The following is a 22,138-nucleotide window of genomic DNA, read 5'->3' as shown; positions in this document are numbered from 1 at the left end:
GTTAGCCTTTCGCAAATGGTAGCAATGCCGGCCGTCAATTCGTGGGATGTCCATGGTCACCAATGATGCATCAGCGCCAATTCCCGTTCCGTCACTGGCTGGGATCCTGGAGCTCGCGCGCACTCAGCGCCTTTCATTCACGGACTTGTTTCAGTTCGCCGAAAGTCGCAGCGCCGTCGGGCAGAGACTCGAGGCGGCAGAGGTCTATAAAGTCTGGATCGCCTTCAACGAGACTCATCCTTTCCTGCATCTCGTCTATTTCAATTATTCGGTCACCCTGCGGCAGTTGGGCGACGTGGCAGGCTCGATCCACGCATTGCGCGCCTGCTTGAAACTTAATCCGCGCTTTGGACCGGCGCACATCAATCTTGGACGGGCGTTGGAAGACAGCGGCGTTGCCACGCAGGCCATTCTGCAATGGCAGAGTTTCGTGGAGATGACTGCGGAGAGCACAGCCGACGGGCTGCTGCATCGCCTGCTGGCGCTTCAGCACATCGGGCGCGTCATGGAAAACGCGGGCCTCCTGGAAGACGCGGAAACGGCATTGTGGCAGGCGATGGAACTGCGGCCCGACAAGACGGAAGCCGGGCAACATTGGAGCGCGCTCCGCCAGCGCCAGTGCAAGTGGCCGACGCTGGTGCCGTCGGACCATGTCTCCATGCGTCACCTGCTCGATTCCATGTCGCCGCTGGCGCTCGCCTGCTTTTCCGATGATCCATTATTCCAGCTCGCCAAAGCCTACCGCTACAACAAGGCCTTCGTCGGACGTCCGGATACCAGCGGCTTCTCACGCAAGGTGCCGAAGCAGAAGACGGGAACCGGCCAGCGCCTTCGCGTCGGCTATGTCTCCTCGGATCTGCGCGACCACGCGGTCGGTTTTGCGCTTAGAGAGGTGCTGGAGCTGCATGACAAGAAGAGCCTCGAAATCTACGCCTATTATTGCGGCGAGCCGGTTGCAGGGGATGCGACCCAGGCACGCATGAAAGCTGCCGTTGATTGTTGGCGCGATATTGCCGCGCTGAGCGATGCCGACGCTGCAAGGCAGATCGCCGACGACGACATCGACATTCTTGTCGATGTCAACGGCTACACCAAGCATGCACGAACGAAAATCTTTGCCTACCGGCCAGCGCCTGTGGTGGTCAACTTTTGCGGTTATCCCGGCACCATGGCCAGCCCGTTCCATCACTACATCATCGCCGACGAACACATCATCCCGCCCGAGAACGAGATCTATTATTCGGAAAAGGTGCTCAGGATTGCCTGCAACCAGCCGATCGATCGCAAGAGGGTGATCGCCGAAAGGCCGTCGCGAGCAGAAGCCGGACTGCCGGAAGACGCCTTCGTTTTTGCCTGCTTCAACGGCATGCAGAAAATCACGCAGGAAACCTTTGCCGACTGGATGAAAATTCTTCTTGCGACGACCGGCAGCGTGCTCTGGCTGCTCGCTGGAAACGACGATGTGGATCAACGCCTGCGCCAGGCAGCGGAGAAAGCCGGTGTCGCGCCGGAACGGCTCATTTTCGCGCCCAAGGCGCCGAATGCGAAGCATCTCGCCCGCATCGCGCTCGCCGACCTGTTCCTCGACACATTTCCCTATGGAGCACATTCCACCGCAGCCGACGCGCTCCCATGGGACTGCCTATCCTGACATTCCCCGGCAAGAGCTTTGCCGCGCGTTTCTGCCATAGCATCGTTGCCGCCGCCGGCGTCCCGGAACTGATCTGCTCGGGGCCGCAGAGCTACATCGAAAGAGCCATTGGCTTTGCAAACGACCCCAAGAGCCTGAGAACGATCAGGGAATCCTTGCAGGCAAAACGGGAGAGCTGCACGTTGCGCGACATTCCAGCTCTTGCCGCCCGCCTCGAGGCGCTTTTCTGGCAAATGCAAGCAGAATCCGAAGGCGGTGAAACACCTGTGCCGGACTTGCGCAACCTCGACATTTATTACGACATCGGGATGGAACTCGTTCAGGACAATATCGCGTTTTCGGACGATCGGGCTTACAGGCAGGCTTACCGCAACAAGCTGGCCGAATGGCACGATTATGCGCCTTTCCCCTACGACAGCCGCCTGGCGACGGAAGGGTTCACCGCCTCGACAATAAGCGCCACCGGGAAGAGCTGATCGGCAATGCCGCGGATTGAAAAAATTGCCGTCGTCGGCGCGGGCCTTTCAGGTGCAGTCATCGGGCGTGAACTGGCCAAGGCAGGTCACGAGGTCGACGTCTTCGAAACGCGAAACCATATTGCCGGCAATTGCCACACGGAGCGCGACGCGGCGACCGGCGTCATGGTTCATGTCTACGGGCCGCACATTTTTCACACCGATGACAAGGACGTCTGGGACTATGTGAATGTCTTTCAGAATTTCCTGCCCTATAAGAACCGGGTCAAGACGACCAGTTCCGGGCAGGTCTATTCCCTGCCCATCAACCTTCACACGATCAATCAGTTTTTTGGCAAGGTGTTCAGGCCTGACGAGGCGCGCGCTTTCATCGACAGCTGCTCGGACAAAAGCATAAGCGATCCGAAGACCTTCGAGGATCAGGCGCTGCGCTTCGTCGGCAAGGACCTGTATGATGCCTTCTTCAAGGGATATACGCAGAAGCAATGGGGATGTTCGCCGGCCGAGCTTCCGGCGTCCATCCTGAAACGGCTTCCAGTCCGTTTCAACTACGACGACAATTATTTCTTCCACAAATACCAGGGCATGCCGGAGCACGGCTATACCGAGATGATCGGGCGAATTCTCGATCACACAAATATAACAGTCCATCTGGAAACGCGCTTCGATAGCGGTCTGCGCAAGAGCTTTGACCACATATTCTATTCCGGTCCGCTCGACGGCTATTTCGAATACGAATATGGCCGTCTGGGATATCGCACGCTGGATTTCGAGCGCTTTACCTATGAGGGCGACTACCAGGGCTGCGCGGTCATGAATTATGGGGATGTCGCCGTGCCCCATACGCGGGTGACGGAACACAAGCATTTTTCCCCATGGGAAGATCATGCCGGCTCGGTCTGTTATCGCGAATTTTCCAGGGCCTGCGGTCCGGACGACATCCCCTACTATCCGATCCGCCTGATAAAGGAAAAGCAGCAGCTTGGCCAATATGTCAGGCGCGCCTTACAGGAGGCTTCCGTCACCTTCGTCGGCCGGCTCGGGACCTACCGCTATCTCGACATGGACGTCACTATTCGCGAAGCCTTGGACACCGCACGGCTATATCTCTCCACGAGCGCCGGTGAGACGCCCATGCCTGCATTCTTGCATCCGCCGCTCCAGATGCCTTGATTGGCGCCGGAACGAGGACGCGAACCCGCCTTTTGACACCCGGCCGAGTCCGGCGTTGAAGTCATTTCAAAAATTTGCAGCATGCTTTTTTGGCAGTGCTCGTCCCAGTCGTTCGAATCCCGCTGCGCCGGGCGAGCGAGGGTGGCGATACGCGTTAGCGAAGTCTTTTCCGGACACGGAGGCCCTGTCGGCTCAGCCCCGGGAGCGGTCAAAAAAGCCGCCGTTCTAGAATTATTTTCTCCGATCATAGGAGTTATTTGGAATCGATCGGAATAGTCATCTCCGGTTACCGCTTATATAGTCTATTAAATTGATAGACTATAAACATGCCCCCCGCCGAATATGCGTCGCAAGAGGACCCATTTTACGGATGATCGCAATGGCCAAACAGGTGATCGAATATGCCGGCGTTCCGGTCGGCATCGTCGTTCCAGACAAGGACCTGCTGAAGTTCATCGCCGTGAAGTTTCATGTGCATGACCTCGACGGCCAGCACTTCGCCGCGCCATCGGATGTGCAGCGGGCAATCCACAAATTGATGTCGGCATCACAAGCCGGCATTCATCGCGCCGCCTGATCGGAGAAACACCATGGGCAGGCTACGCCAATTCTTCCGGCTCTCTGCGTTGCGCGACGAGCTCGAAACGAGGTTGCTTGCTTGAGAGTATCGCTCCCTGCTTCTCGACGACCATTTCGAAGACGGCACGGATAGGGAACTCCAATCGACATACGCGGAGCTCACCATCGAAATCTCTTCGCGCCAGTATCGGCACCGCCATTGAAAGCGCACCCGCTGTTCACGCCATCCTGAACAGCGCCGTCAGCGCTCAAGAAGTGACTGTCAACACCATCATCGACCTGTCGACCGCTTCCATTATCGATCGGCTGGCGTTGCGACCCAATCCCGAGCCGGGTTTTACCGGACCTCAAATTCCGGATCCGGCGGGACCTGCAAGGCCAGCGCAAGATGATTTGTCTGCGCCGCAAGCCCGATGATCGTTAGAAGTTCGCCATGCTGTGCATCCGTCATGCCGCGCGAACGGGCCGCTGCGGTATGGGATTGAATACAGTACTGGCAAGCATTCGCCGTCGACACCGCTATGTAGATCATTTCACGTGTCAATGGATCGATCGCACCTTCCACGGTCATGACCGATTTCAGCGTTTCCCATACCCGCTTGAGGTTTGCGGGATCGTTCGCAAGCGCACGCCAGAAGTTGTTGATGAAGTCGGTCTTGCGCGTCGCCCTGATGTCGTCGAACACGGCTTGAACGGCCGGAATGGCCGCAGCCTCTTGGTCAGACAGGAGCTTGACTGTTGCCATCGAAAGTTCCTTTCCGGCGGCCTCCATGGACGGCCGTAAACGTGATCTTTTCTTCGGTTGCGTCGGCAGGCGAGAATTCACCGACAAGAGGAAATATCTAACGCAGCCGTTTCGGGGAAGCGGGCAAAATTAGAATTATTTATCTATAGAATTTATAGATTATCCTGTTCCCTAGCCCTGTCGAGTTTAGCGATGAGATTTTCGATCGCCCGGTGGATGCCCATCGGGTGCATGTGACTTGCCGTCTTCTTCCAAGACCAGCCAGGAGCTTTCCATGAGCAATCCAGTTCTCGTCAATCAGATCATTCCCGAGTCCGATGTCGTGCCGCTGACCGGCCGTGTCGGCGCCGAAATCAGGGGTATCCGCCTTGGCGGAGAACTTTCCGACGCGACGGTGGCAGCCATCAACCAGCTTCTCCTGAAACACAAGGTCATCTTCTTCCGCGACCAGCAACATCTTGACGATACCGAACAGGAAGCCTTCGCACGCCGCCTGGGCGACCTTGTACCGCATCCAACCCAGGGTCCGGTGGCCGGCACGGCTTCCATCCTCAATCTCGATTCCAGCCGCGGCGGCGGCAGGGCGGACCAGTGGCACACCGATGTCACCTTCGTGGATGCCTATCCTAAATTCTCGGTCCTTCGCGGCGTCGTCATTCCGGCAGCTGGAGGCGATACGATCTGGTCCAACACGCATGCCGCATATGAAAGTCTGCCGGCGCCGCTCAAATTGCTGGCGGACAATTTATGGGCCATTCACAGCAATGCCTATGACTACGCAGCCGTGCGCCCTCGCGCCACCGCTGAAGAGAAGAAGCATTTCGAGGAAGTCTTCACCTCGACCATCTACGAGACCGAGCATCCAGTCGTGCGTGTCCATCCCGAAACCGGCGAAAGATCGCTGCTGCTCGGCAATTTCGTTCAGCGTCTAGTCGGCCTGTCGAAGAGCGACTCCGCGAAACTTTACGAGGTGTTCCAGTCCTACGTGACCGCCCCGGAAAATACCGTGCGCTGGCGCTGGAGAGCCGGAGATGTCGCAATTTGGGATAACCGCGCGACCCAGCACTATGCGGTCAACGACTACGGCGACCAGCACCGGGTCGTGCGCCGCGCCACCGTCGATGGCGACGTCCCTGCCAGTGTCGACGGTCGCCGCAGCGTCACCCACGTTAAGGCTGCCCGGCCGAAAGCAAATGCCGCATGAGCGCGGCCGGACAGTGGAAGGACATGAAACTCGCAAGCGCTTGCCGTGCTGATCGCCTCGGCTGGCGCAGGCTCCGGAATCCACTTGAAGTCGGTTGCTGCAAAATTCCTTAAATCGGCATCGATTGAAGGATAACATCATGCAGTATGTCAAAGTCGACAGCGCCCTCTGCGTATGTGGAAATACGCGCGGCGCTGTCGTGAGATTCCAAAAGCGCACTATCGATGACATCGAGGCAGAAGGGAGATTAGCAATGAGGCGGTTTGCGACACGCGTTGCCATGATTTTCGGGATGACATTTTTCTCGGCCGTTGCGGCCGCTCGGGCCGACGAGCCGGGGCTCTGGAAGGTTTACAACGACGCCTTCAAGGGCGCGAAATATGTGGATCTGACCCATACCATCACTCCGAAAATCCCCGTTTGGGCGGGCTTCGGCAATTCAAGCTTTGCACCGGCAAAGGCGGGTGCGAATTTGGAAGGCTTCGCCAAGCAGGGCGATGTCTACACCTACGACAAGCATGGTTTCGAAGCGACGAGCTACCTGCTGACGACAGATCAGCTCGGCACGCAGCTCGATCCGCCGGCCCATTGGGCACCGGAATATGCCGCAATCGACGAGTTGCCGGCGACCTTCGCGGTCCGCCCGCTCGTCGTCATTTCTATCGAGGACAAGGTGAAGGCCGATCCCGGCTATCACCTGCAGGTCTCCGACATCAAGGATTTCGAGGCGAAACACGGAACGATTCCCGAAGGATCGGTTGTCTTCGTCCGCTCGGGCTGGTCCAAGACATGGCCGGACCCGGCGCTCTCGACCACCACGCCTTTTCCGGGCGTCAGCCTGGATGCGCTGAAATTCCTCCATCTCGAGCGCAAGATCCTGTTTCACGGCCACGAGCCGCTCGATACCGACACCACGCCCAACCTCGAGGGCGAACACTGGCTGATGCATAACGGCTTTGCGCAGGCCGAAGGCGTTGCCAATCTCGATCAGGTCCCGGAAACCGGTGCATTGGTCGCGATCGGTTATCCGAAATTCGGGGGTGGGCTTGGCGGCTATGCCCGCTATATCGCCATCTGCCCTCCGGATTGGCCGCATGGCGTGACCATCGGCTCGGTGCCGGAAGCGCCGCTCGCAAAATTTGACAAACCGCTTCACTACGATGAAGCGGCAGGCATGCGCATTCGATAAATCGGGCGGCGACATCAAGTCCGCTCGGAGAGGTCATTGCCTTTTGGCACACGCCGATCATCCACATAAGGAGGATGTTCGCGTTTGGCGACCGCCGATGGCACGACATCGAGCTCGATGACAATGATCGAGCTCGTTTGGTCGTGGGATCGATGAGCGGTTGTAAGGGCGTCACGGCAAAGGCGCGGTCGGCAAGCAGGCACGGTCCGGATGGCGAGGCCCAGTTTTCGAAGCGAATCCCTGATACACCGAGGAAAAATCAGAAGAGGAACACATCCATGACCGCTCAACCCGTTGCCACCCGCATCGTTCTTGCATCGCGCCCATCCGGAAAGCCGGTGGCGGCGAATTTCCGGCTCGAGCGGGAGACGGTTCGCGATCTCGCCGAGGGCGAGGTTCTTCTTGAGACGCTTTATCTTTCCCTGGACCCCTACATGCGCGGCCGCATGGACGATGCCAAATCCTATGCCAAGCCGGTCGACATCGGCGGCGTGATGGAAGGGGGCACGGTCGCGCGGATCGCACGCAGCCGCAACGCGGCGTTCAAGGCGGGGGACATCGTGCTTTCGCATTCCGGCTGGCAGAGCCATGCGATTTCAGATGGTGCGGACTTGCGGAAGCTCGATCCGCAAACCGCACCGATCACGACGGCACTCGGCATTCTCGGAATGCCCGGCTTCACGGCCTATGCCGGACTTCGCAATATCGGCAAGCCCAAAGAAGGCGAAACGCTTGTGGTCGCCGCGGCGAGCGGCGCGGTTGGCTCGGCAGTCGGGCAGATGGCAAAGATTTCCGGGGCACGTGTCGTTGGAATTGCAGGCGGGCCTGAGAAATGTGACTACATACGCCAGGCGCTCGGCTTCGATGTCGCCATAGACCATCATGCAAGCGATTTTCCGGCACAACTTGCAGCCGCTTGTCCGAAGGGTATCGATGTCTATTTCGAGAATGTCGGTGGCCACGTCTGGAGCGCGGTGTTTCCATTGCTGAACGACTTCGCACGCATACCGGTCTGCGGGCTGATCGCGCATTATAACGAAGGATCCTCTGCCTTGAGCGGACATGATCAGCTTCCTGCGGTGATGCGCGCCATCCTGCGCAAAAGCCTCGCCATCCGCGGTTTCATCCAGCGCGAATTCGCCGATCAGCGTCCTGACTTCTATCAGCAGGCTGGAGCGTGGATCACCGAGGGACGGCTCAAATACAAGGAGGACATCGTTGACGGACTTGAAAACGCTCCAGAGGCTTTTCTTGGCCTTCTGGAAGGGAGGAATTTCGGAAAACTGATCGTGCGCGTCGCGCCCTGAAACATCGCCTTGACGTTTCCTATTTCGCGGCGCGGTTCTTTTTGCTCGTTGTCGCAACAGAACAAAAAAGCCAATCCCTAAGAAGCGGATGCCGGAGCACGTATATTCTATGAAAAAGATAGAGACACTTTAATTTAGCCTCATCCTATTCCGGAGGCTATGATGAAGATTACAAGACGCGCTTTCACGGCGGTGGTGGCAGGCGCCATCGCGACACCTTTGACGCATGTTCGACTGGCTGGCGCAGCTGACAAGGTCGTGCGTATCGGCTACCAGAAATATGGAACTCTGGTGCTTCTCAAAGGCAAAGGGACGCTGGAGAAGAAGCTTGAATCGGTCGGCTACACGGTTGAATGGACCGAGTTTCCAGGCGGCCCTCAACTGCTCGAGGCGCTGAACGCCGGTGCCGTCGATTTCGGATCGACCGGCGAAACGCCGCCGATCTTCGCCCAGGCCGCCAACGCTCCGCTCGTCTACATCGCGCACGAGCCCCCTGCCCCGCGCGGCGAAGCCATACTTGTCCCGAAGGACAGCCCCATCAAATCGGTCGCGGAGCTGAAGGGCAAGAAGGTCGCCTTCAACAAGGGCTCGAACGTGCATTACCTGCTCGTCAAGGCGCTCGAAGAAGCCGGCTTGACCTACGAGGACGTGGAAGCATCCTTCCTCGCCCCGGCCGACGGCCGCGCCGCCTTCGAAAAGGGCGCGGTCGATGCTTGGGTCATCTGGGATCCCTTCCAGGCAGCGGCGGAAGTGGCGGTCGAAGCGCGAGAACTCAGAAACGGCGAGGGCATCGTTCCCAATCACCAGTTCTATCTCGGCACCAAGGCGCTGGTCGACGGCCACGCCGAGGCGATCGATGTCTTGATCGAGGCCATTTCCGAGATCGACGAATGGACGAAGTCCGATACCGCGGCTGCCGCTGCAGAGCTGTCACCGTCGGTCGGCATCCCCGAACCTGTGCTCGTCAAGGCGCTCGAGCGTCAGTCCTACGGGGTCAAGAGCCTGGATGACACCGTCGTCGCGCAGCAGCAGAACATCGCCGACACGTTTTTCAAACTGAAGCTCATTCCCAAGCAAGTGAAGATTGCGGACGTCATCCGCAAGAGCAAGGCGTGATCCCCACCTGAGATCCTGGTCCCAGCGGGAAGGTCTGGCCAACCTTCTCGTTAGGAGCCGCGGTGCGAGCCTGCCGAGTGTAGCAAACCTCCGGCACGTGAGACGTTATGCGTCATCATCCCTAGAGCCCGAAGGAACGGAACGACTGATGCGGTTAGTTGGCGAGGCCCCCGCGCACTACGCCTTTTGGACGGATATCGCCGTGCTCCATCCGTCGCTACAATCCTCGCGCGAAATGACGGGGATGGGGGATGCGTCAGGGTTATCGCAATCCACAAAAGAGACCTGTGCTTCTCAAGTTTCCGGGTTTGGTCATCGGCGCGCTCGCGTTTGGTGCGGCCGGCGGCTGGACCGCGAGCGACTTGCTGGCCTCATGGAGCGCTTCTGGCGGCTCCGGACAATCGTGCAGGATCAAGGGCAACATCTCCATCAACACGGGCGAGCGTATCTTCCACCTGCCGGGGCAGCGACGCTACGCAGAGACGAAGATCAGCCCCCAGTTCGGGGAAAGATGGTTCTGCTCAGAATTCGAAGCGTGGGCCGCCGGCTGGCGGAAATCGAAATCGTGATGCTTCGGCGTGGGGCCGGAGAAGCTTTGGCGCGGGCATGCCGCAGAGACCGGGCCGCATCGACTTAACACGTTCTCTGGGAAACGATGGTGCTACGGATCGGGGACTAACCCAGCCCCGATCCGTCAATCCAAGTTGACGTGAGAATCCTCGATAAGCCTTTAACCGCGCTCGCACCGGCGCCCGTCGTGGGACACCGCGAAGTCGCAGCAGTATCGGCTGCTACTCTCCCGTTTGGGGGTTCCTTGCAATTCGTTCGCCGGTTTGGGGGTTTCTTGCCCCTTCGCCCTGCACTTTCCCCGAGCCTGTCGGACCACTCTCCTTGGAGCCAGGCGCTTCGGCCCCGTTTTGCGGCCCGCCCAACCAATCATCGGTCTCGCCGGTACGCTGCTCATTCCATTTAAGCTGGCCCCGAAGATCTTGAGATACTGGCTGGGGAGGCTTTGCCGTGCCAGACGAGTTGGAAGGAGCGGCTTGGCTGGGGTCTTCGGGCGCAGCCGCGTATTCTGGGGGGTCTTGGATTGTCTTCTTGGCGGGAGGCGTCTTAGAGTTATCGGTCATCACGATCTCCACTGTTGCGCCTTGTTGGATTGGGTAAGGCGGACCAACGAAAATTATCAGACCAACGAATTGAAAACTACCGTAGGATTTAATGGTATATTTTACTGTCTCAGGTTGTAAACTTAGATCGACCGGCGAGAGCGGCGGAAAAGATTTCCCTCGAAGACCTCACAGAGGACATAGCGCCGCGGATTGCTGACCAGCCTGAATGCTCGCCCGCAGACGCTTTTACGTGCTATGATGGGCCGCACGGCTCACGCTCGACGTCGGCAATATGGCAGAGCCGAAAGCTACTTTGCCCCGGCGTAGAGATTTTGCGCCCAGCACGGGTTCGAGCCCCGGAGCGCTGGGTGTGTTGCCTTTTTTGCTGATCCGAGGCGAGGAGGTTGTTCATGTCCACGAGTAGTGTTGACCGCCCGCTGCAACCCGGCGACCGGGCACCGAATGTTGTATTCGACGCGATCTCGCGCGAAGGCAAGATCGCGCTCGATGATTTTCGAGGCCGCAGCCCGTTACTGATCGGTTTGTTTCGAGGCCTACACTGTCCGTTCTGCCGGCGTCATCTCGCGGCGATGGCGCAACTCAACCCGGCCCTGAAGGAGAAAGGCATCGAATGTCTCGCAGTGGTCAAGACGCCAGTCGAGCGGGCGCGGCTCTACTTCCGCTACCATCCGCTACCCGACCTTCTTAGCGCATCCGACCCGGTGGGGGCTTCACATCGCGCCTTCGGTTTACCCATCCTCGAGTTCACGGAGAATGAAACCGAATGGCCGCACAAGCTCGGAATGGACGCGGTCATGACAATGCGGATCGATCTGCCGGGGGAGTTGCCCGTGCCGATGAACCCGGCTGCGGCGGGCGACTTTCTTGAGAAAAAGGACTGGTATGAAATTACGGCGGCCGACCGGCAGATTATGATCGCCGGTCACATGCCGCTTATCGGCGAGTTCCTGCTCGATCGGGAAGGCACTGTGCGCTGGAGTTTCACAGAAGCCGAAGAGGAAGGCCAAAATCTATGCCGGGCGCCGAGTCCCGAAGAATTGATGTCCGCAGCTTCCCAAGTCGCACATCTATAAGCTGCTGAAAATCTCGACGACCACCGTCCTCAGACGGTCGGCAGCCTTTACCAATACTCGGCGGACTCGCAGGGCTTCCCGTTGTTGACGATGATCAGCAGGTCGAAATCCGCCCGATAGCCCTTCGTTGTGAAGGGTTCATCCACCCAGCCACCTTTGGCCTAGAAGCCAAACAGGATGATCTTCAGGATCCGGCCACTTCCAACACCGCGCCTAATTTAACTGTTGGCGAAATGATGTAGGGCCAAGCCGAGGTCGGATACGCGCCTAAGCTCCTCGGTCGCGTGCATTGCCTGTGGCTGATCGGGTCCGTATGACTGCCGCCGGCTAACGGCTCGCGGCCGTAGTCGATGGCGCTTCCCATAAGGCGGGGAACCTCGTCGCAGCTGCGAGCTGAGCGGCGTCGATCCGGCCGCGCGAGGCCAGCATCGTGATGTCGCTCTCCTTGATGTTGATGATCGCTGGGACCGTGCGCGGTTCGTCGCATCTGACGGATGTCGAACCAGCGACCCCTGACCCCAGGAATTGGAGCCGTGATCGACGGTTTTGCCGCCGATCGCGACGCCTTCCAGCATTGTCAATGTCCGGACCTGGACTTGGGCCTCAGATATGCAGGGCACTTCCCAAAGCTTTCAGCGCCGCCTCCATCACCGCTTCGCTGCGGGTCGGATGTGCATGGATGGTGCCTGCGATGTCTTCCAGACGCGCACCCATCTCGATGGCCAGCGCAAAAGCCGCCGAGAGCTCGGAGACCCCGGCGCCCACCGCCTGCAGGCCGAGCACGAGATTGGTGTCGGCGCGGGCCACCACGCGCACGAAGCCCTCTTCGGATAGCATCGTCATCGCCCGACCGTTGGCGCTGAACGGAAACTGGCCGGTGCGGATTTCATAGCCTTGCGCCTTCGCCTCTGCCGGCGACAGGCCGGCGCTGACGATCTCCGGGTCGGTGAAGCAGATGGCGGGAATGCATCTTTTGTCCCAGGCCCGCTTCTTGCCCGCAATGATCTCAGCCACCATCTCGCCTTGCGCCATGGCCCGGTGGGCAAGCATCGGCTCGCCGGTCACGTCACCGATCGCATAGATGCCGCGCATCGACGTGCGGCAACGATCGTCGATCCTCAGATAAGGGCCGGCACGATCGAGATCGAGCTCTTCGAGACCCGACCCAGCCGTTCTCGGGCGGCGGCCGACGGTGACGAGGATGCGGTCCGCCGGCAGGCTTTGCTGACGGCCATCCGGTGTTTCGACGATCAATGCGTCGCCATCGTCGGCAAGGCCGATCGCCTTGGCGCCGGTCAACACCCGGATACCGCCTTCGGCCAACTTGCGCATGACGGGCCGCACCAGCTCGGCATCATATTGGGGCAGCACCTGCGGCGTCGCCTCGACGACCGTCACATCAGATCCCATCTTGGAAAAGGCCGTCCCGAGCTCCAGCCCGATATAACCGCCGCCGACCACGACGAGTTTGTTCGGCAGCTCGGTCAGCGACAGCGCCTCTGTCGAGGACATGACGCGGCCGCCGAAAGGCAGATCGGCAAGCTCCACCGGATCGGAACCGGTGGCGATCACCACGGTCTCGGCCCGGATGATCTGCTGGCCGGTTTCCGTCTCCACCTCCACCGTCTTGCCGTCGCGGAAGCGGGCCCGACCGTGGACGATCTTGACCCGCGCCTTTTGCAGCAGTCCCGAAACACCGCCTGTGAGCCGGCCGACGATCCCGTCCTTCCAGGCAATCGTTCTGCCGAGATCGATCGAGGCGCCTTCGACGCGGATGCCCATCGGGTTCCTGCCAGCCAGCATCTTTTGCGTCGCGTCGAATTCCTCAGCCGCATGGATCAGCGCTTTGGAGGGAATGCAGCCGACCGTCAGGCAGGTGCCACCCGGTTTACCGGCCTCGACGATGACGGTATCGATGCCGAGCTGTCCGGCGCGGATGGCGCAGACATAGCCGCCCGGACCGGCGCCGATGACGAGGAGCTTGCAGAGGATCTCTTTCATGGATCTCAGCCTTCGATGAAAATGAGCGCCGGCGTTTCAATCAGCGTGCGGATGCGCTGCACGAAGTTTGCCGCATCCCAGCCGTCGATGATGCGATGGTCGAAACTGGAGGAGAGGTTCATCATCTTGCGCGGCACGAATTGCGCGCCGTCCCAGACCGGTCGCGTGGCGATCTTGTTGACGCCGATGATCGCCACCTCGGGATGATTGATGATGGGTGTCGAGACGATGCCGCCGAGCGCGCCGAGCGAGCTGATGGTGATGGTGGAGCCGGAAAGCTCATCGCGCGTCGCCGTCCCGGATCGTGCTGCTTCCGCCAGCCGGTTCATCTCGGCGGCGCAATCCCAGATGCCGCGGGCTTCCGCATGCCGGACCACCGGCACGGTCAGGCCGGCCGGCGTCTGTGTGGCGATGCCGATATGGACGGCACCGTGGCGGGTGATGATGCCGGCATCGTCGTCGAAGGTGGCGTTGACGTCAGGCTGCTCGGAAATCGCCTTGACCAGTGCGCGCATCAGGAAGGGCAGAACAGTCAGCTTCGGGTGGCCTGGCCTGCGGTCGCCGTTCATGGTGGCGCGAAGCTCCTCGAGCGCGGTCATATCCACTTCCTCCACATAGGTGATGTGGGGGATGCGCGAGGCGGAAAGCACCATCTTCTCGGCGATGCGGCGGCGCAGGCCGGTCAGCTTGATCTCCTCGGTCGCCGTCTTCCTGGCAAAACCGTTCTTCACTGCTGCGGGAGCGGCTCCTGGGGTCAGGAATTGCTCGATATCCTCGCGCAGGATACGCCCGGCCGGTCCTGTCCCCTGCACCTGCCTGAGATCGACACCGCTTTCCCTGGCAAAAAGCCGCACCGAGGGAGCGGCAAGCGGCTTTTCCGTCGATGCAGCCGCCGGCACTGGCGCTGGCGCTGGCGCTGCCGGGGTAGGTTTTGCAATGTCGGCCCTGGGGGCTTCGGCAATCGGCGCCTGCCCAATCACCACAGGCTGCGTCTCGCCGACATCTCCCGCCGTCTCGATCCGCACCAGCGGGGCCTTGACCGCGATGCGGTCTCCGACCTCGCCGGCAAGCCAGATGACGGTGCCATGGACGGGCGACGGAATTTCCACGGTGGCCTTGTCGGTCATGACGGCGGCAATCACCATGTCCTCGCGGACGGGATCGCCTGTCTTCACGTGCCATTCCACAATCTCGGCCTCGGCGACCCCTTCCCCGACATCGGGCATCTTGATGATGAATTCGCCCACGGCTCAGGCCTCCATGACTTCGGCAAGCGCCCGCCCGACACGGCCGGGACCGGGGAAATAGTCCCACTCCTGCGCATGCGGATAGGGCGTGTCCCAGCCGGCGACACGCACGACCGGCGCCTCGAGATGATAGAAGCAATGTTCCTGCACCAGTGCTGCGACCTCGGCGCCGAAGCCCGACGTCAGGGTTGCCTCATGCACGACGACGCAGCGCCCCGTCTTGGCGACCGATTTGACGATCGCATCGAGATCGAGCGGCAGCAGGCTCCTCAAATCGATCACCTCGGCATCGATGCCGGCATCTTCGGCTGCGGCAAGCGCCACATGCACCATGGTGCCGTAGGCAATCACGGTCACCGCCGATCCGACGCGCCGCACCTCGGCCTTGCCGATCGGAATAGTGTAATGGCCATCGGGCACCTCGCCGAGGTCATGCTTCGACCAGGGCGTCACCGGCTTCTCGTGATGGCCGTCGAAGGGGCCGTTATAGAGCCGCTTCGGCTCCAGGAACATGACGGGATCGGGATCCTCGATCGCTGCGATCAGCAGGCCTTTGGCATCGTAGGGATTGGAAGGCACGATCACCTTCAGCCCGCAGACGTGGGTAAAAAGCGCCTCCGGGCTCTGGCTGTGCGTCTGGCCGCCGAAGATACCGCCGCCGGTCGGCATGCGCACGACGATCGGGCAGGTGAAATCGCCGTTGGACCGGTAGCGGATGCGCGCCGCCTCCTGCGTCAGCTGGTCATAGGCCGGATACATGTAATCGGCGAACTGGATTTCGACACAGGGCTTCAGCCCGTAGGCGGCCATGCCGATCGCCGTGCCGACGATTCCGGATTCGCTGATCGGCGTATCGAAGCAGCGTGTTCTGCCGTATTTTGCCTGCAGGCCCTGCGTCGAGCGAAAGACGCCGCCGAAATAGCCGACGTCCTCGCCGAAAACGACGACATTGTCGTCGTTCGCCATCGAGACGTCCATGGCGCTGCGCACCGCCTCGATCATCGTCATCCTGGCCATGTCAGTACCCCGCCTGCTGCCGCTGACGGCGGATATGCGGCGGCATCTCGGCATAGACGCCCTCGAAAATGTCGCGCACCGAGGGCCTGCCGCCGGCATGCAGGGTGCCGTGCGCCTCTGCCTGGCGCTGCGCCTCGATCACCTCATCCATGATTTCGGCTTCCGCCTGCACATGCCGCTCCTCCGACCAGACACTCTTGACGATCAGATGTTTCTTCAGCCGCAGCACGGGATCTCCGAGCGGCCAGGCCTCCGATTCCGTCTTCGGCCGGTAGGCGCTCGGATCGTCGGAGGTCGAGTGGGCGCCGACGCGGTAGGTCACATATTCGATCAGCGTCGGGCCGAGATTGCGCCGCGCGCGCTCGGCCGCCCAGCGGGCGACCGCATGGACGGCGAGATAATCGTTTCCATCGACACGCAGCGCCGGAATGCCGAAGCCAAGGCCGCGGGCGGCGAAGGTGCCGGAGCCGCCGCGGGCGATGCCCTGGAAGGTGGATATCGCCCACTGATTGTTGACGATGTTGAGGATGACCGGCGCCTTGTAGGTCGAGGCGAAGACCAGCGCCGAGTGGAAATCCGATTCCGCCGTCGATCCGTCGCCGATCCAGGCCGCGGCAATGCGGCTGTCGTTCTTGATCGCCGAGGCCATCGCCCAGCCGACGGCCTGCACATATTGGGTAGCGAGATTGCCCGAGATGGTGAAGAAGCCGTGCTCCTTGGAGGAATACATGATCGGCAGTTGCCGGCCGCGCAGGGGATCGCTCTCGTTCGAGTAGATCTGGTTCATCATCTCGACCATCGGATAGTCGTCGGCGATCAAGAGGCCCGCCTGGCGATAGGTCGGGAAATTCATGTCTCCCTTCTCGAGCGCCTTGCGGAAGGCGCAGCTGACGGCTTCTTCGCCGAGATGCTGCATATAGAAGGAGGTCTTGCCCTGCCGCTGCGCCATCAGCATGCGGGCGTCGAAGGCCCGCAGTTTCATCATGTTGCGAAGCCCGGTCAGCAGCTCCTCATCGGAGAGCGACCCGGCCCAGGGGCCGACCGCCTCGCCGTCGCGGTTCAAAACACGGATGATGGAATAGGCAAGATCGCGGATGTCTTCCGACGCGACATCCACCTCCGGCCGCGGCACCGCGCCGGCCTTGGCAATCCTGACATTGGAAAAATCAGGCTGGCCGCCAGGTCGGACGGCGGGTTCGGGGACGTGCAGGCTCAAACGAGCAGAATCCACCATGTCGTTTCTTTCCTCCCTTGCCGGCCTTGCCCCTCTCCTCCGAGAGCCGGGCCGGATGTCGTTCTATAGATTGCGGGCGATCACCATGCGCTGCACGTCGCTCGTTCCTTCGTAGATCTGGCAGATGCGCACATCGCGGTAGATGCGCTCGACCGGATAGTCGGCCATGTAGCCATAACCTCCATGGATCTGGATCGCATCGGAGCAGACACGCTCGGCCATCTCGGAGGCAAAGAGCTTCGCCATCGAGGCTTCCGACAGACAGGGCAGCCCCGCCTCCCGGAGCGAGGCGGCATGAAAGACGAGCTGCCGCGCCGCCTCGATCCGCACCGCCATATCGGCAAGGCGGAAGGCCACGGCCTGGTGCTCAAAGATCGGTTTGCCGAAGGCCGTGCGCTCGCGGGCGTAGTCGCGCGCCGCCTCGAAGGCCGCCCGCGCCATGCCGACGGCCTGCGCCGCAATGCCGATCCGCCCGCCCTCGAGATTGGCGAGCGCGATGCGATAACCTTCACCTTCCGCACCGAGCCTCAGCCCGGCCGGGATGCGCATGTTGTTGAAGGCGATCTGGCAGGTATCGGTGGAATGCAGCCCAAGCTTCTCTTCGACGCGGATCACCTCGTAGCCTGGCGTCTCCGTCGGCACGATGAAGGCGGTAATGCCTTTCTTGCCGGCGTCGGGATCGGTGACGGCAAAGACGATGATGACATCGCCGTTCTTTCCCGAGGTGATGAATTGCTTGGAGCCGTCGAGCACATAGTGGTCACTGTCACGCCGCGCCCGGGTCTTCAGGTTCGAGGCATCCGAACCCGCCTGCGGCTCGGTCAGCGCAAAGCCGCCAATCCATTCGCCGTTGGCCAGTTTCGGCAGGAAACGCTGCCGCTGCTCCTCGGTGCCGAATTTCAGGATCGGCACACAGCCAACGGAACTATGCACGCTCATGATCGTCGAACAGGCTCCGTCGCCGGCGGCGATCTCCTCAAGTGCTGCGGCATAGGCGACCACGCCGGTATCCGAGCCGCCATAGGCTTCCGGCACCAGCATGCCGAGCAGCCCGAGTTCACCCATCTCCTTCAGTTCCTCGCGCGGAAAGAGATGCTCCCGGTCGCGTTTGGCTGCCCCCGGCGCCAGCCGGTCGCGGGCAAAGTCGCGGGCGAGATCTGAAATCTGCTGCTGGAGGTCGGAAAGGATCATCTGTTCTCTCCTCCTATTGCCGCTCGATGGCGACGGCGGTCGCCTCGCCGCCGCCGATGCAGAGCGCCGCCATGCCGCGCTTCAGATCGTAGCGCTCCAGCGCCGCAAGCAGCGTCACCAGGATCCGGGCCCCCGAAGCGCCGATCGGATGGCCGAGCGCGCAGGCGCCGCCATGCACATTGACCTTCTCATGCGGCAGGTTGAGATCGCGCATCGCCGCCATGGCGACGACGGCAAAGGCCTCGTTGATTTCGAAAAGATCGACCTCCGACAACGATAAGCCGGTGCGATCGGACAGTTTCTGCAGCGCCCCGATCGGTGCGGTAGCGAAAAGATTGGGCGCCTGCGAATGGGTGGCATGGCCAAGGATGGTGGCAAGCGGCTTGAGGCCGCGATGCTCCGCCTCGGAACGGCGCATCAGCACGAGGGCTGCCGCGCCATCGGAAATCGAGCTGGAATTGGCGGCAGTCACCGTGCCGCCGTCTCGGAAGGCCGGTTTCAGCGTCGGGATCTTGTCGAGCTTCGCCTTGCCGGGCTGTTCGTCGCGGCTCGCCACCTGCTCAGTCCTGCCGGATTTCACCGTAACCGGCACGATCTCGCGGTCGAAACAGCCTTCGGCAATCGCCTTCTGCGCCCGCGTCAGCGAGGCGATGGCGTAGCTGTCCTGCGCCTCGCGCGTGAACTGATAGGCCTCGGCGCAATCCTCCGCGAAGCTGCCCATCAAGCGCCCCTTGTCATAAGCATCCTCCAGCCCGTCGAGGAACATATGATCCACGACACGCCCATGGCCGAGCCTGTAGCCGCCACGGGCCTTGTCAAGGAGATAGGGCGCATTCGTCATGCTTTCCATGCCGCCTGCAACCGCCACCGAGGCGCTGCCTGCGGCGATCAGGTCATGCGCCATCATCACGGCCTTCATGCCCGAGCCGCACATCTTGTTGACGGTGCTGGCCGCCGTCGCGAAAGGCAGGCCGGCATGGATCGCCGCCTGGCGCGCCGGCGCCTGGCCCTGCCCGGCCGGCAGGACACAACCGAAGATAACCTCCTCGATCGCCTCGGCCGCGATGCGGCTGCGCTCAAGCGCTGCGCGGATCGCCGTCGCTCCAAGCTCCGGCGCTGTCGCCTCTTTCAGCTCTCCCTGAAAGCTGCCGATCGGGGTGCGCGCTGCACCGACGATGACGATGGGATCCTGCAAAACCATCTTTCCTCCTTGGGGCGACGCGTTCACCGCGCGCCCATCCGCAATGCGCCGTCGAGGCGGATGACCTCGCCGTTCAGCATGTTGTTTTCCAAGATATGGCGCACCAGCCCGGCAAATTCCGCCGGCCGGCCGAGCCGCGGTGGAAAGGGCACGCTCTTGCCGAGTGCGGCCTGAACCTCAGCCGGCATATCAGCCATCATCGGCGTCTCGAAAATGCCGGGCGCGATCGCGACGACGCGAATGCCGTGACGCGCAAGCTCGCGGGCGATCGGCAAGGTCATCGCCGCCACCCCACCCTTGGAGGCGGCATAGGCTGCCTGGCCGATCTGACCGTCGAAGGCGGCGACCGAGGCCGTATTGACGATGACGCCGCGTTCGCCTTCGGCATCCGGATCGGTCTTCTGGATCGCTGCGGCGGCAAGCCGGATCATGTTGAACGTGCCGATGAGATTGATTCCGACCGTGCGGGCAAAACTTTCCAGCCGATGCGGCCCGTCGCGGCCGATCACCTTTTCGGCCGGTGCGACGCCGGCGCAATTCACCAAGCCGCGCAAGCCGCCGAAGGCGTCGACGGCAGCGGCAACCACCGCTGCTCCCTGCTTCTCATCGGCCACGTCGGCCTTGACGAACTGTGCAGCGCTTGCGAATTCCCGGGCGACATGTTCGCCCGCTTCGACATTGAGATCGGCGATCGTCACGCGCCCGCCTGCCTCGACAAGCGCGCGCACCGTGGCAGCACCGAGGCCGGAGCCACCGCCGGTGACGATGAAGCTTGCTCCATGGACCAACATGAATCTGTTCCTCCCTGCCGGCGGCGACCGCCTCCAAGCGCAACCGACGGGTACGATTCTATTCGCTCCACCTATTGCAAGCGATGACAGAAATGCTCCATTATTTCGGCCAGTTTTGCCATAGAGAGTGCGATGGCCGAAATCGAGCGACGGATGATTGCGCCGGCCTTTGTCGAGGAGGCGCTCGACAGCCTGCGGCGACTAGATAAGCCGACGCAGCCTATTCTTGCGCGCGTGGGACTGCCCCGGGTCGACCAGCCGGTCTCGGCAGAAACCTACGGCGCGCTGTGGCTGGCCATCGCCGCCGAGCTCGACGACGAATTCTTCGGCATGGGCGGGCGGCCGATGCGTAGCGGCAGCTTCACGCTGCTCTGCCACTCTGTGCTGCATGCGCCGACGCTGGGTCATGCGCTTCGCCGGGCGCTACGCTTCCTCGATATCGTGCTCGACGATCCCAGGGGACAGCTCGTCATTCGCGACGGTCTAGCGGAGGTCGAGCTTCGGGATGCCGGCGGCCCGCGTTCGGCCTTCGCCTATCGCACCTATTGGATCATCCTGCACGGCATCATCTGCTGGCTGGTCGGCCGGCGCATTCCGATCCGGCGCGTCGACTTCCGCTGCGCCGAGCCCAAACAGGGCGCCGACTACCGGCTTTTCTTCGGTGCGCCGGTGCGCTTCTCGCAAGCCATCAGTCGGCTGGGCTTTGACAACACCCTGCTCGACCTGCCGATTTCACGCAGCGAACAGGCGCTCAAGCAGTTCCTGCGCGGCGCGCCCGCCAATATTCTGGTGCGCTACCGCTATGATGCCGGTATCGCCGCCGCCGTCCGCCGCCGCTTGAGTCAGGCAACGCCTGCCATGTGGCGGAGTTTTGCCGAGCTTGCCGCCGATATGCGCATGCCGCCCTCCACGCTCCGCCACCGCCTGCACGACGAGGGACAAAGCTATGCCGCCATCAAGGACGACATCCGCCGGGATCTCGCCGTCGACCTGCTGCTGAACACGCCGAAGACCATCGGCGAGATCGCCGTCCAGCTCGGCTATTCCGAGCCGAGCGCCTTCTTCCGGGCCTTCAGGAAATGGATAGGCAAGAGCCCTGAGGCCTTTCGGCGGGACGGAACGGAAAATCGAGAGGATGTCAGTCGAATCGATTGACTCGTTCTGACCGGCCCCGCGCGTTCGCGAACATGACGGCAATCTTCATCACGAAGGACTTGCTGAAGCGACCAAGAACCTCCTGATGAGGCTCGATGTACCAGGAACGCTCGACGATATCGTAATTGTATTCGTCGACGACGATCCAACTTTGTTTGAGATCACCGAGACCAGCACGCCGACGTTCGATATCGGGAATTTCCAGCGCAGCCCTTCCCGACGGCGGCGGTTGCGTGGTGATTGCCAGAAGGGCGAGATGCGTATTTCCATCGCTCGCACTGCGGATCGCAATGATGACACAGACCGGGCGCTGTTTGCGCCCCTCCGTCTCACCACGCTGCTGCTGCCATGCCCAGAGATAGGGATAGGTTATCACCTCGCCAGGGCGAAACTCATGGTTCATCGTCGTAACTTTCCCCGCGCGCCAGTCGCTCAATCGCCTCGCCGAACAATTCGGCATGCTCATCCGGCATCTCCGAAATGTGATGCGCGCGACGCGGGTCCTCGCCGCTGCGCATCCGCTGATAGTGTTCATAGCTCATCAGCACGAAACGGGGCTTGTTGTGGCGGGTAAGAATAACCGGCTCGCGGCTCGCGACATCGGTGACATCACCAATCTGTTTATTGAGATCACCTGTCGTGAACTGTCGCATGA

19 protein-coding genes and 2 pseudogenes are annotated in these 22,138 nt (G+C 61.2%); 10 read left to right on the top strand and 11 right to left on the bottom strand.

What is annotated here, in order from left to right; translation table 11 throughout:
* The first annotated feature begins 52 nt into the window (after window positions 1-52).
* The 3 genes and pseudogenes from NE851_RS00570 (at window position 53) to NE851_RS00560 (ending at window position 3,877) form a co-directional block, all read left to right on the top strand.
* Window positions 53-2,127: pseudogene (locus tag NE851_RS00570) on the top strand (O-linked N-acetylglucosamine transferase, SPINDLY family protein).
* A 6-nt stretch (window positions 2,128-2,133) separates the two neighbouring features.
* Complete coding sequence (locus tag NE851_RS00565) at window positions 2,134-3,300, top strand: UDP-galactopyranose/dTDP-fucopyranose mutase family protein (protein WP_097595458.1); 1,167 nt, start codon at window positions 2,134-2,136, stop codon at window positions 3,298-3,300.
* Between the two features lie 379 nt (window positions 3,301-3,679).
* Complete coding sequence (locus NE851_RS00560) at window positions 3,680-3,877, top strand: hypothetical protein (RefSeq protein WP_097542459.1); 198 nt, start codon at window positions 3,680-3,682, stop codon at window positions 3,875-3,877.
* A 339-nt stretch (window positions 3,878-4,216) separates the two neighbouring features.
* On the opposite strand, the gene NE851_RS00555 is transcribed toward NE851_RS00560, so the two are convergent.
* Entirely contained in the window at window positions 4,217-4,624 is a 408-nt protein-coding gene (locus NE851_RS00555; protein WP_097542660.1) for a carboxymuconolactone decarboxylase family protein, read from the bottom strand.
* Between the two features lie 274 nt (window positions 4,625-4,898).
* On the opposite strand from NE851_RS00555, the gene NE851_RS00550 reads away from it, so the two are divergent.
* The 6 genes from NE851_RS00550 (at window position 4,899) to NE851_RS00525 (ending at window position 11,646) form a co-directional block, all read left to right on the top strand.
* Window positions 4,899-5,828, top strand: a complete 930-nt coding sequence (locus NE851_RS00550) for a TauD/TfdA dioxygenase family protein (protein WP_097595459.1) — start codon at window positions 4,899-4,901, stop codon at window positions 5,826-5,828.
* Between the two features lie 292 nt (window positions 5,829-6,120).
* Entirely contained in the window at window positions 6,121-7,017 is an 897-nt protein-coding gene (locus tag NE851_RS00545) for a cyclase family protein (RefSeq protein ID WP_164735890.1), read from the top strand.
* A gap of 278 nt (window positions 7,018-7,295) precedes the next feature.
* Window positions 7,296-8,324: an NADPH-dependent curcumin/dihydrocurcumin reductase gene (gene curA, locus NE851_RS00540; protein ID WP_254955595.1), complete on the top strand. Its 1,029-nt coding sequence runs from the start codon at window positions 7,296-7,298 to the stop codon at window positions 8,322-8,324.
* A gap of 162 nt (window positions 8,325-8,486) precedes the next feature.
* Complete coding sequence (locus NE851_RS00535) at window positions 8,487-9,440, top strand: sulfonate ABC transporter substrate-binding protein (RefSeq protein WP_063475905.1); 954 nt, start codon at window positions 8,487-8,489, stop codon at window positions 9,438-9,440.
* A gap of 251 nt (window positions 9,441-9,691) precedes the next feature.
* Window positions 9,692-10,009, top strand: a complete 318-nt coding sequence (locus tag NE851_RS00530) for a sunset domain-containing protein (protein ID WP_097630243.1) — start codon at window positions 9,692-9,694, stop codon at window positions 10,007-10,009.
* A 953-nt stretch (window positions 10,010-10,962) separates the two neighbouring features.
* Complete coding sequence (locus NE851_RS00525; protein WP_097542467.1) at window positions 10,963-11,646, top strand: redoxin family protein; 684 nt, start codon at window positions 10,963-10,965, stop codon at window positions 11,644-11,646.
* A 30-nt stretch (window positions 11,647-11,676) separates the two neighbouring features.
* On the opposite strand, the pseudogene NE851_RS00520 reads toward NE851_RS00525, so the two are convergent.
* The 8 genes and pseudogenes from NE851_RS00520 to NE851_RS00485 form a co-directional block, all read right to left on the bottom strand.
* A pseudogene (locus NE851_RS00520) lies at window positions 11,677-11,843 on the bottom strand (nucleotidyltransferase); the annotation flags it as partial.
* A gap of 406 nt (window positions 11,844-12,249) precedes the next feature.
* A complete protein-coding gene (lpdA, locus tag NE851_RS00515) occupies window positions 12,250-13,647 on the bottom strand; it encodes a dihydrolipoyl dehydrogenase (protein WP_097542469.1) in 1,398 nt (465 codons plus the stop codon).
* A gap of 5 nt (window positions 13,648-13,652) precedes the next feature.
* Window positions 13,653-14,894, bottom strand: coding sequence for a dihydrolipoamide acetyltransferase family protein (locus tag NE851_RS00510; protein WP_097630240.1), 1,242 nt, complete (start codon window positions 14,892-14,894; stop codon window positions 13,653-13,655).
* Between the two features lie 3 nt (window positions 14,895-14,897).
* Window positions 14,898-15,911, bottom strand: a complete 1,014-nt coding sequence (locus NE851_RS00505; protein ID WP_254955591.1) for an alpha-ketoacid dehydrogenase subunit beta — start codon at window positions 15,909-15,911, stop codon at window positions 14,898-14,900.
* A 1-nt stretch (window position 15,912) separates the two neighbouring features.
* Window positions 15,913-17,145, bottom strand: coding sequence for a 3-methyl-2-oxobutanoate dehydrogenase (2-methylpropanoyl-transferring) subunit alpha (locus tag NE851_RS00500; protein ID WP_097542472.1), 1,233 nt, complete (start codon window positions 17,143-17,145; stop codon window positions 15,913-15,915).
* Window positions 17,146-17,208: 63 nt separating this feature from the next.
* A complete protein-coding gene (locus NE851_RS00495; RefSeq protein WP_097542473.1) occupies window positions 17,209-18,336 on the bottom strand; it encodes an acyl-CoA dehydrogenase family protein in 1,128 nt (375 codons plus the stop codon).
* Between the two features lie 13 nt (window positions 18,337-18,349).
* Window positions 18,350-19,537: an acetyl-CoA C-acyltransferase gene (locus tag NE851_RS00490; protein WP_097542474.1), complete on the bottom strand. Its 1,188-nt coding sequence runs from the start codon at window positions 19,535-19,537 to the stop codon at window positions 18,350-18,352.
* Window positions 19,538-19,560: 23 nt separating this feature from the next.
* Complete coding sequence (locus tag NE851_RS00485; protein WP_254955587.1) at window positions 19,561-20,328, bottom strand: 3-hydroxyacyl-CoA dehydrogenase; 768 nt, start codon at window positions 20,326-20,328, stop codon at window positions 19,561-19,563.
* A gap of 132 nt (window positions 20,329-20,460) precedes the next feature.
* Here NE851_RS00485 and NE851_RS00480 point away from each other — a divergent pair, with 132 nt between their 5' ends.
* The gene (locus NE851_RS00480; RefSeq protein ID WP_254955585.1) at window positions 20,461-21,483 is read left to right on the top strand and encodes an AraC family transcriptional regulator; all 1,023 of its coding nucleotides are present in this window, start codon (window positions 20,461-20,463) and stop codon (window positions 21,481-21,483) included.
* Here NE851_RS00480 and NE851_RS00475 read toward each other — a convergent pair.
* Together NE851_RS00475 and NE851_RS00470 are read right to left on the bottom strand one after the other, a co-directional pair.
* Window positions 21,467-21,886: a hypothetical protein gene (locus NE851_RS00475; protein WP_097542476.1), complete on the bottom strand. Its 420-nt coding sequence runs from the start codon at window positions 21,884-21,886 to the stop codon at window positions 21,467-21,469. The genes NE851_RS00480 and NE851_RS00475 overlap by 17 nt on opposite strands.
* Window positions 21,876-22,136 carry a type II toxin-antitoxin system Phd/YefM family antitoxin gene (locus tag NE851_RS00470; RefSeq protein WP_097542661.1) on the bottom strand — a complete coding sequence of 87 codons (261 nt, stop codon included), beginning with the start codon at window positions 22,134-22,136 and terminating at the stop codon, window positions 21,876-21,878. Before NE851_RS00470 ends, NE851_RS00475 begins: the two co-directional genes overlap by 11 nt.
* Window positions 22,137-22,138: the final 2 nt, after the last annotated feature.

The sequence above is a fragment of the Rhizobium anhuiense bv. trifolii genome (assembly GCF_024346605.1).
GTDB classification, from domain to species: Bacteria; Pseudomonadota; Alphaproteobacteria; order Rhizobiales; family Rhizobiaceae; genus Rhizobium; species Rhizobium anhuiense.
The sequence above is the reverse complement of the archived record's forward strand: the minus strand, read 5'-3'. Positions and strand labels throughout refer to the sequence as shown.

Excerpts from the sequence above, each read along its gene's own strand:
- NE851_RS00495 (WP_097542473.1), bottom strand. The coding sequence starts at position 18,336 with ATGATCCTTTCCGACCTCCAGCAGCAGATTTCAGATCTCGCCCGCGAC.
- NE851_RS00470 (WP_097542661.1), bottom strand. The coding sequence starts at position 22,136 with ATGCGACAGTTCACGACAGGTGATCTCAATAAACAGATTGGTGATGTC.
- NE851_RS00485 (WP_254955587.1), bottom strand. The coding sequence starts at position 20,328 with ATGTTGGTCCATGGAGCAAGCTTCATCGTCACCGGCGGTGGCTCCGGC.
- NE851_RS00490 (WP_097542474.1), bottom strand. The coding sequence starts at position 19,537 with ATGGTTTTGCAGGATCCCATCGTCATCGTCGGTGCAGCGCGCACCCCG.
- NE851_RS00550 (WP_097595459.1), top strand. The coding sequence starts at position 4,899 with ATGAGCAATCCAGTTCTCGTCAATCAGATCATTCCCGAGTCCGATGTC.
- NE851_RS00480 (WP_254955585.1), top strand. The coding sequence starts at position 20,461 with ATGGCCGAAATCGAGCGACGGATGATTGCGCCGGCCTTTGTCGAGGAG.
- NE851_RS00560 (WP_097542459.1), top strand. The coding sequence starts at position 3,680 with ATGGCCAAACAGGTGATCGAATATGCCGGCGTTCCGGTCGGCATCGTC.
- NE851_RS00545 (WP_164735890.1), top strand. The coding sequence starts at position 6,121 with ATGACATTTTTCTCGGCCGTTGCGGCCGCTCGGGCCGACGAGCCGGGG.
- lpdA (WP_097542469.1), bottom strand. The coding sequence starts at position 13,647 with ATGAAAGAGATCCTCTGCAAGCTCCTCGTCATCGGCGCCGGTCCGGGC.
- NE851_RS00525 (WP_097542467.1), top strand. The coding sequence starts at position 10,963 with ATGTCCACGAGTAGTGTTGACCGCCCGCTGCAACCCGGCGACCGGGCA.
- NE851_RS00535 (WP_063475905.1), top strand. The coding sequence starts at position 8,487 with ATGAAGATTACAAGACGCGCTTTCACGGCGGTGGTGGCAGGCGCCATC.
- NE851_RS00475 (WP_097542476.1), bottom strand. The coding sequence starts at position 21,886 with ATGAACCATGAGTTTCGCCCTGGCGAGGTGATAACCTATCCCTATCTC.
- NE851_RS00565 (WP_097595458.1), top strand. The coding sequence starts at position 2,134 with ATGCCGCGGATTGAAAAAATTGCCGTCGTCGGCGCGGGCCTTTCAGGT.
- curA (WP_254955595.1), top strand. The coding sequence starts at position 7,296 with ATGACCGCTCAACCCGTTGCCACCCGCATCGTTCTTGCATCGCGCCCA.
- NE851_RS00500 (WP_097542472.1), bottom strand. The coding sequence starts at position 17,145 with ATGGTGGATTCTGCTCGTTTGAGCCTGCACGTCCCCGAACCCGCCGTC.
- NE851_RS00555 (WP_097542660.1), bottom strand. The coding sequence starts at position 4,624 with ATGGCAACAGTCAAGCTCCTGTCTGACCAAGAGGCTGCGGCCATTCCG.
- NE851_RS00505 (WP_254955591.1), bottom strand. The coding sequence starts at position 15,911 with ATGGCCAGGATGACGATGATCGAGGCGGTGCGCAGCGCCATGGACGTC.
- NE851_RS00530 (WP_097630243.1), top strand. The coding sequence starts at position 9,692 with ATGCGTCAGGGTTATCGCAATCCACAAAAGAGACCTGTGCTTCTCAAG.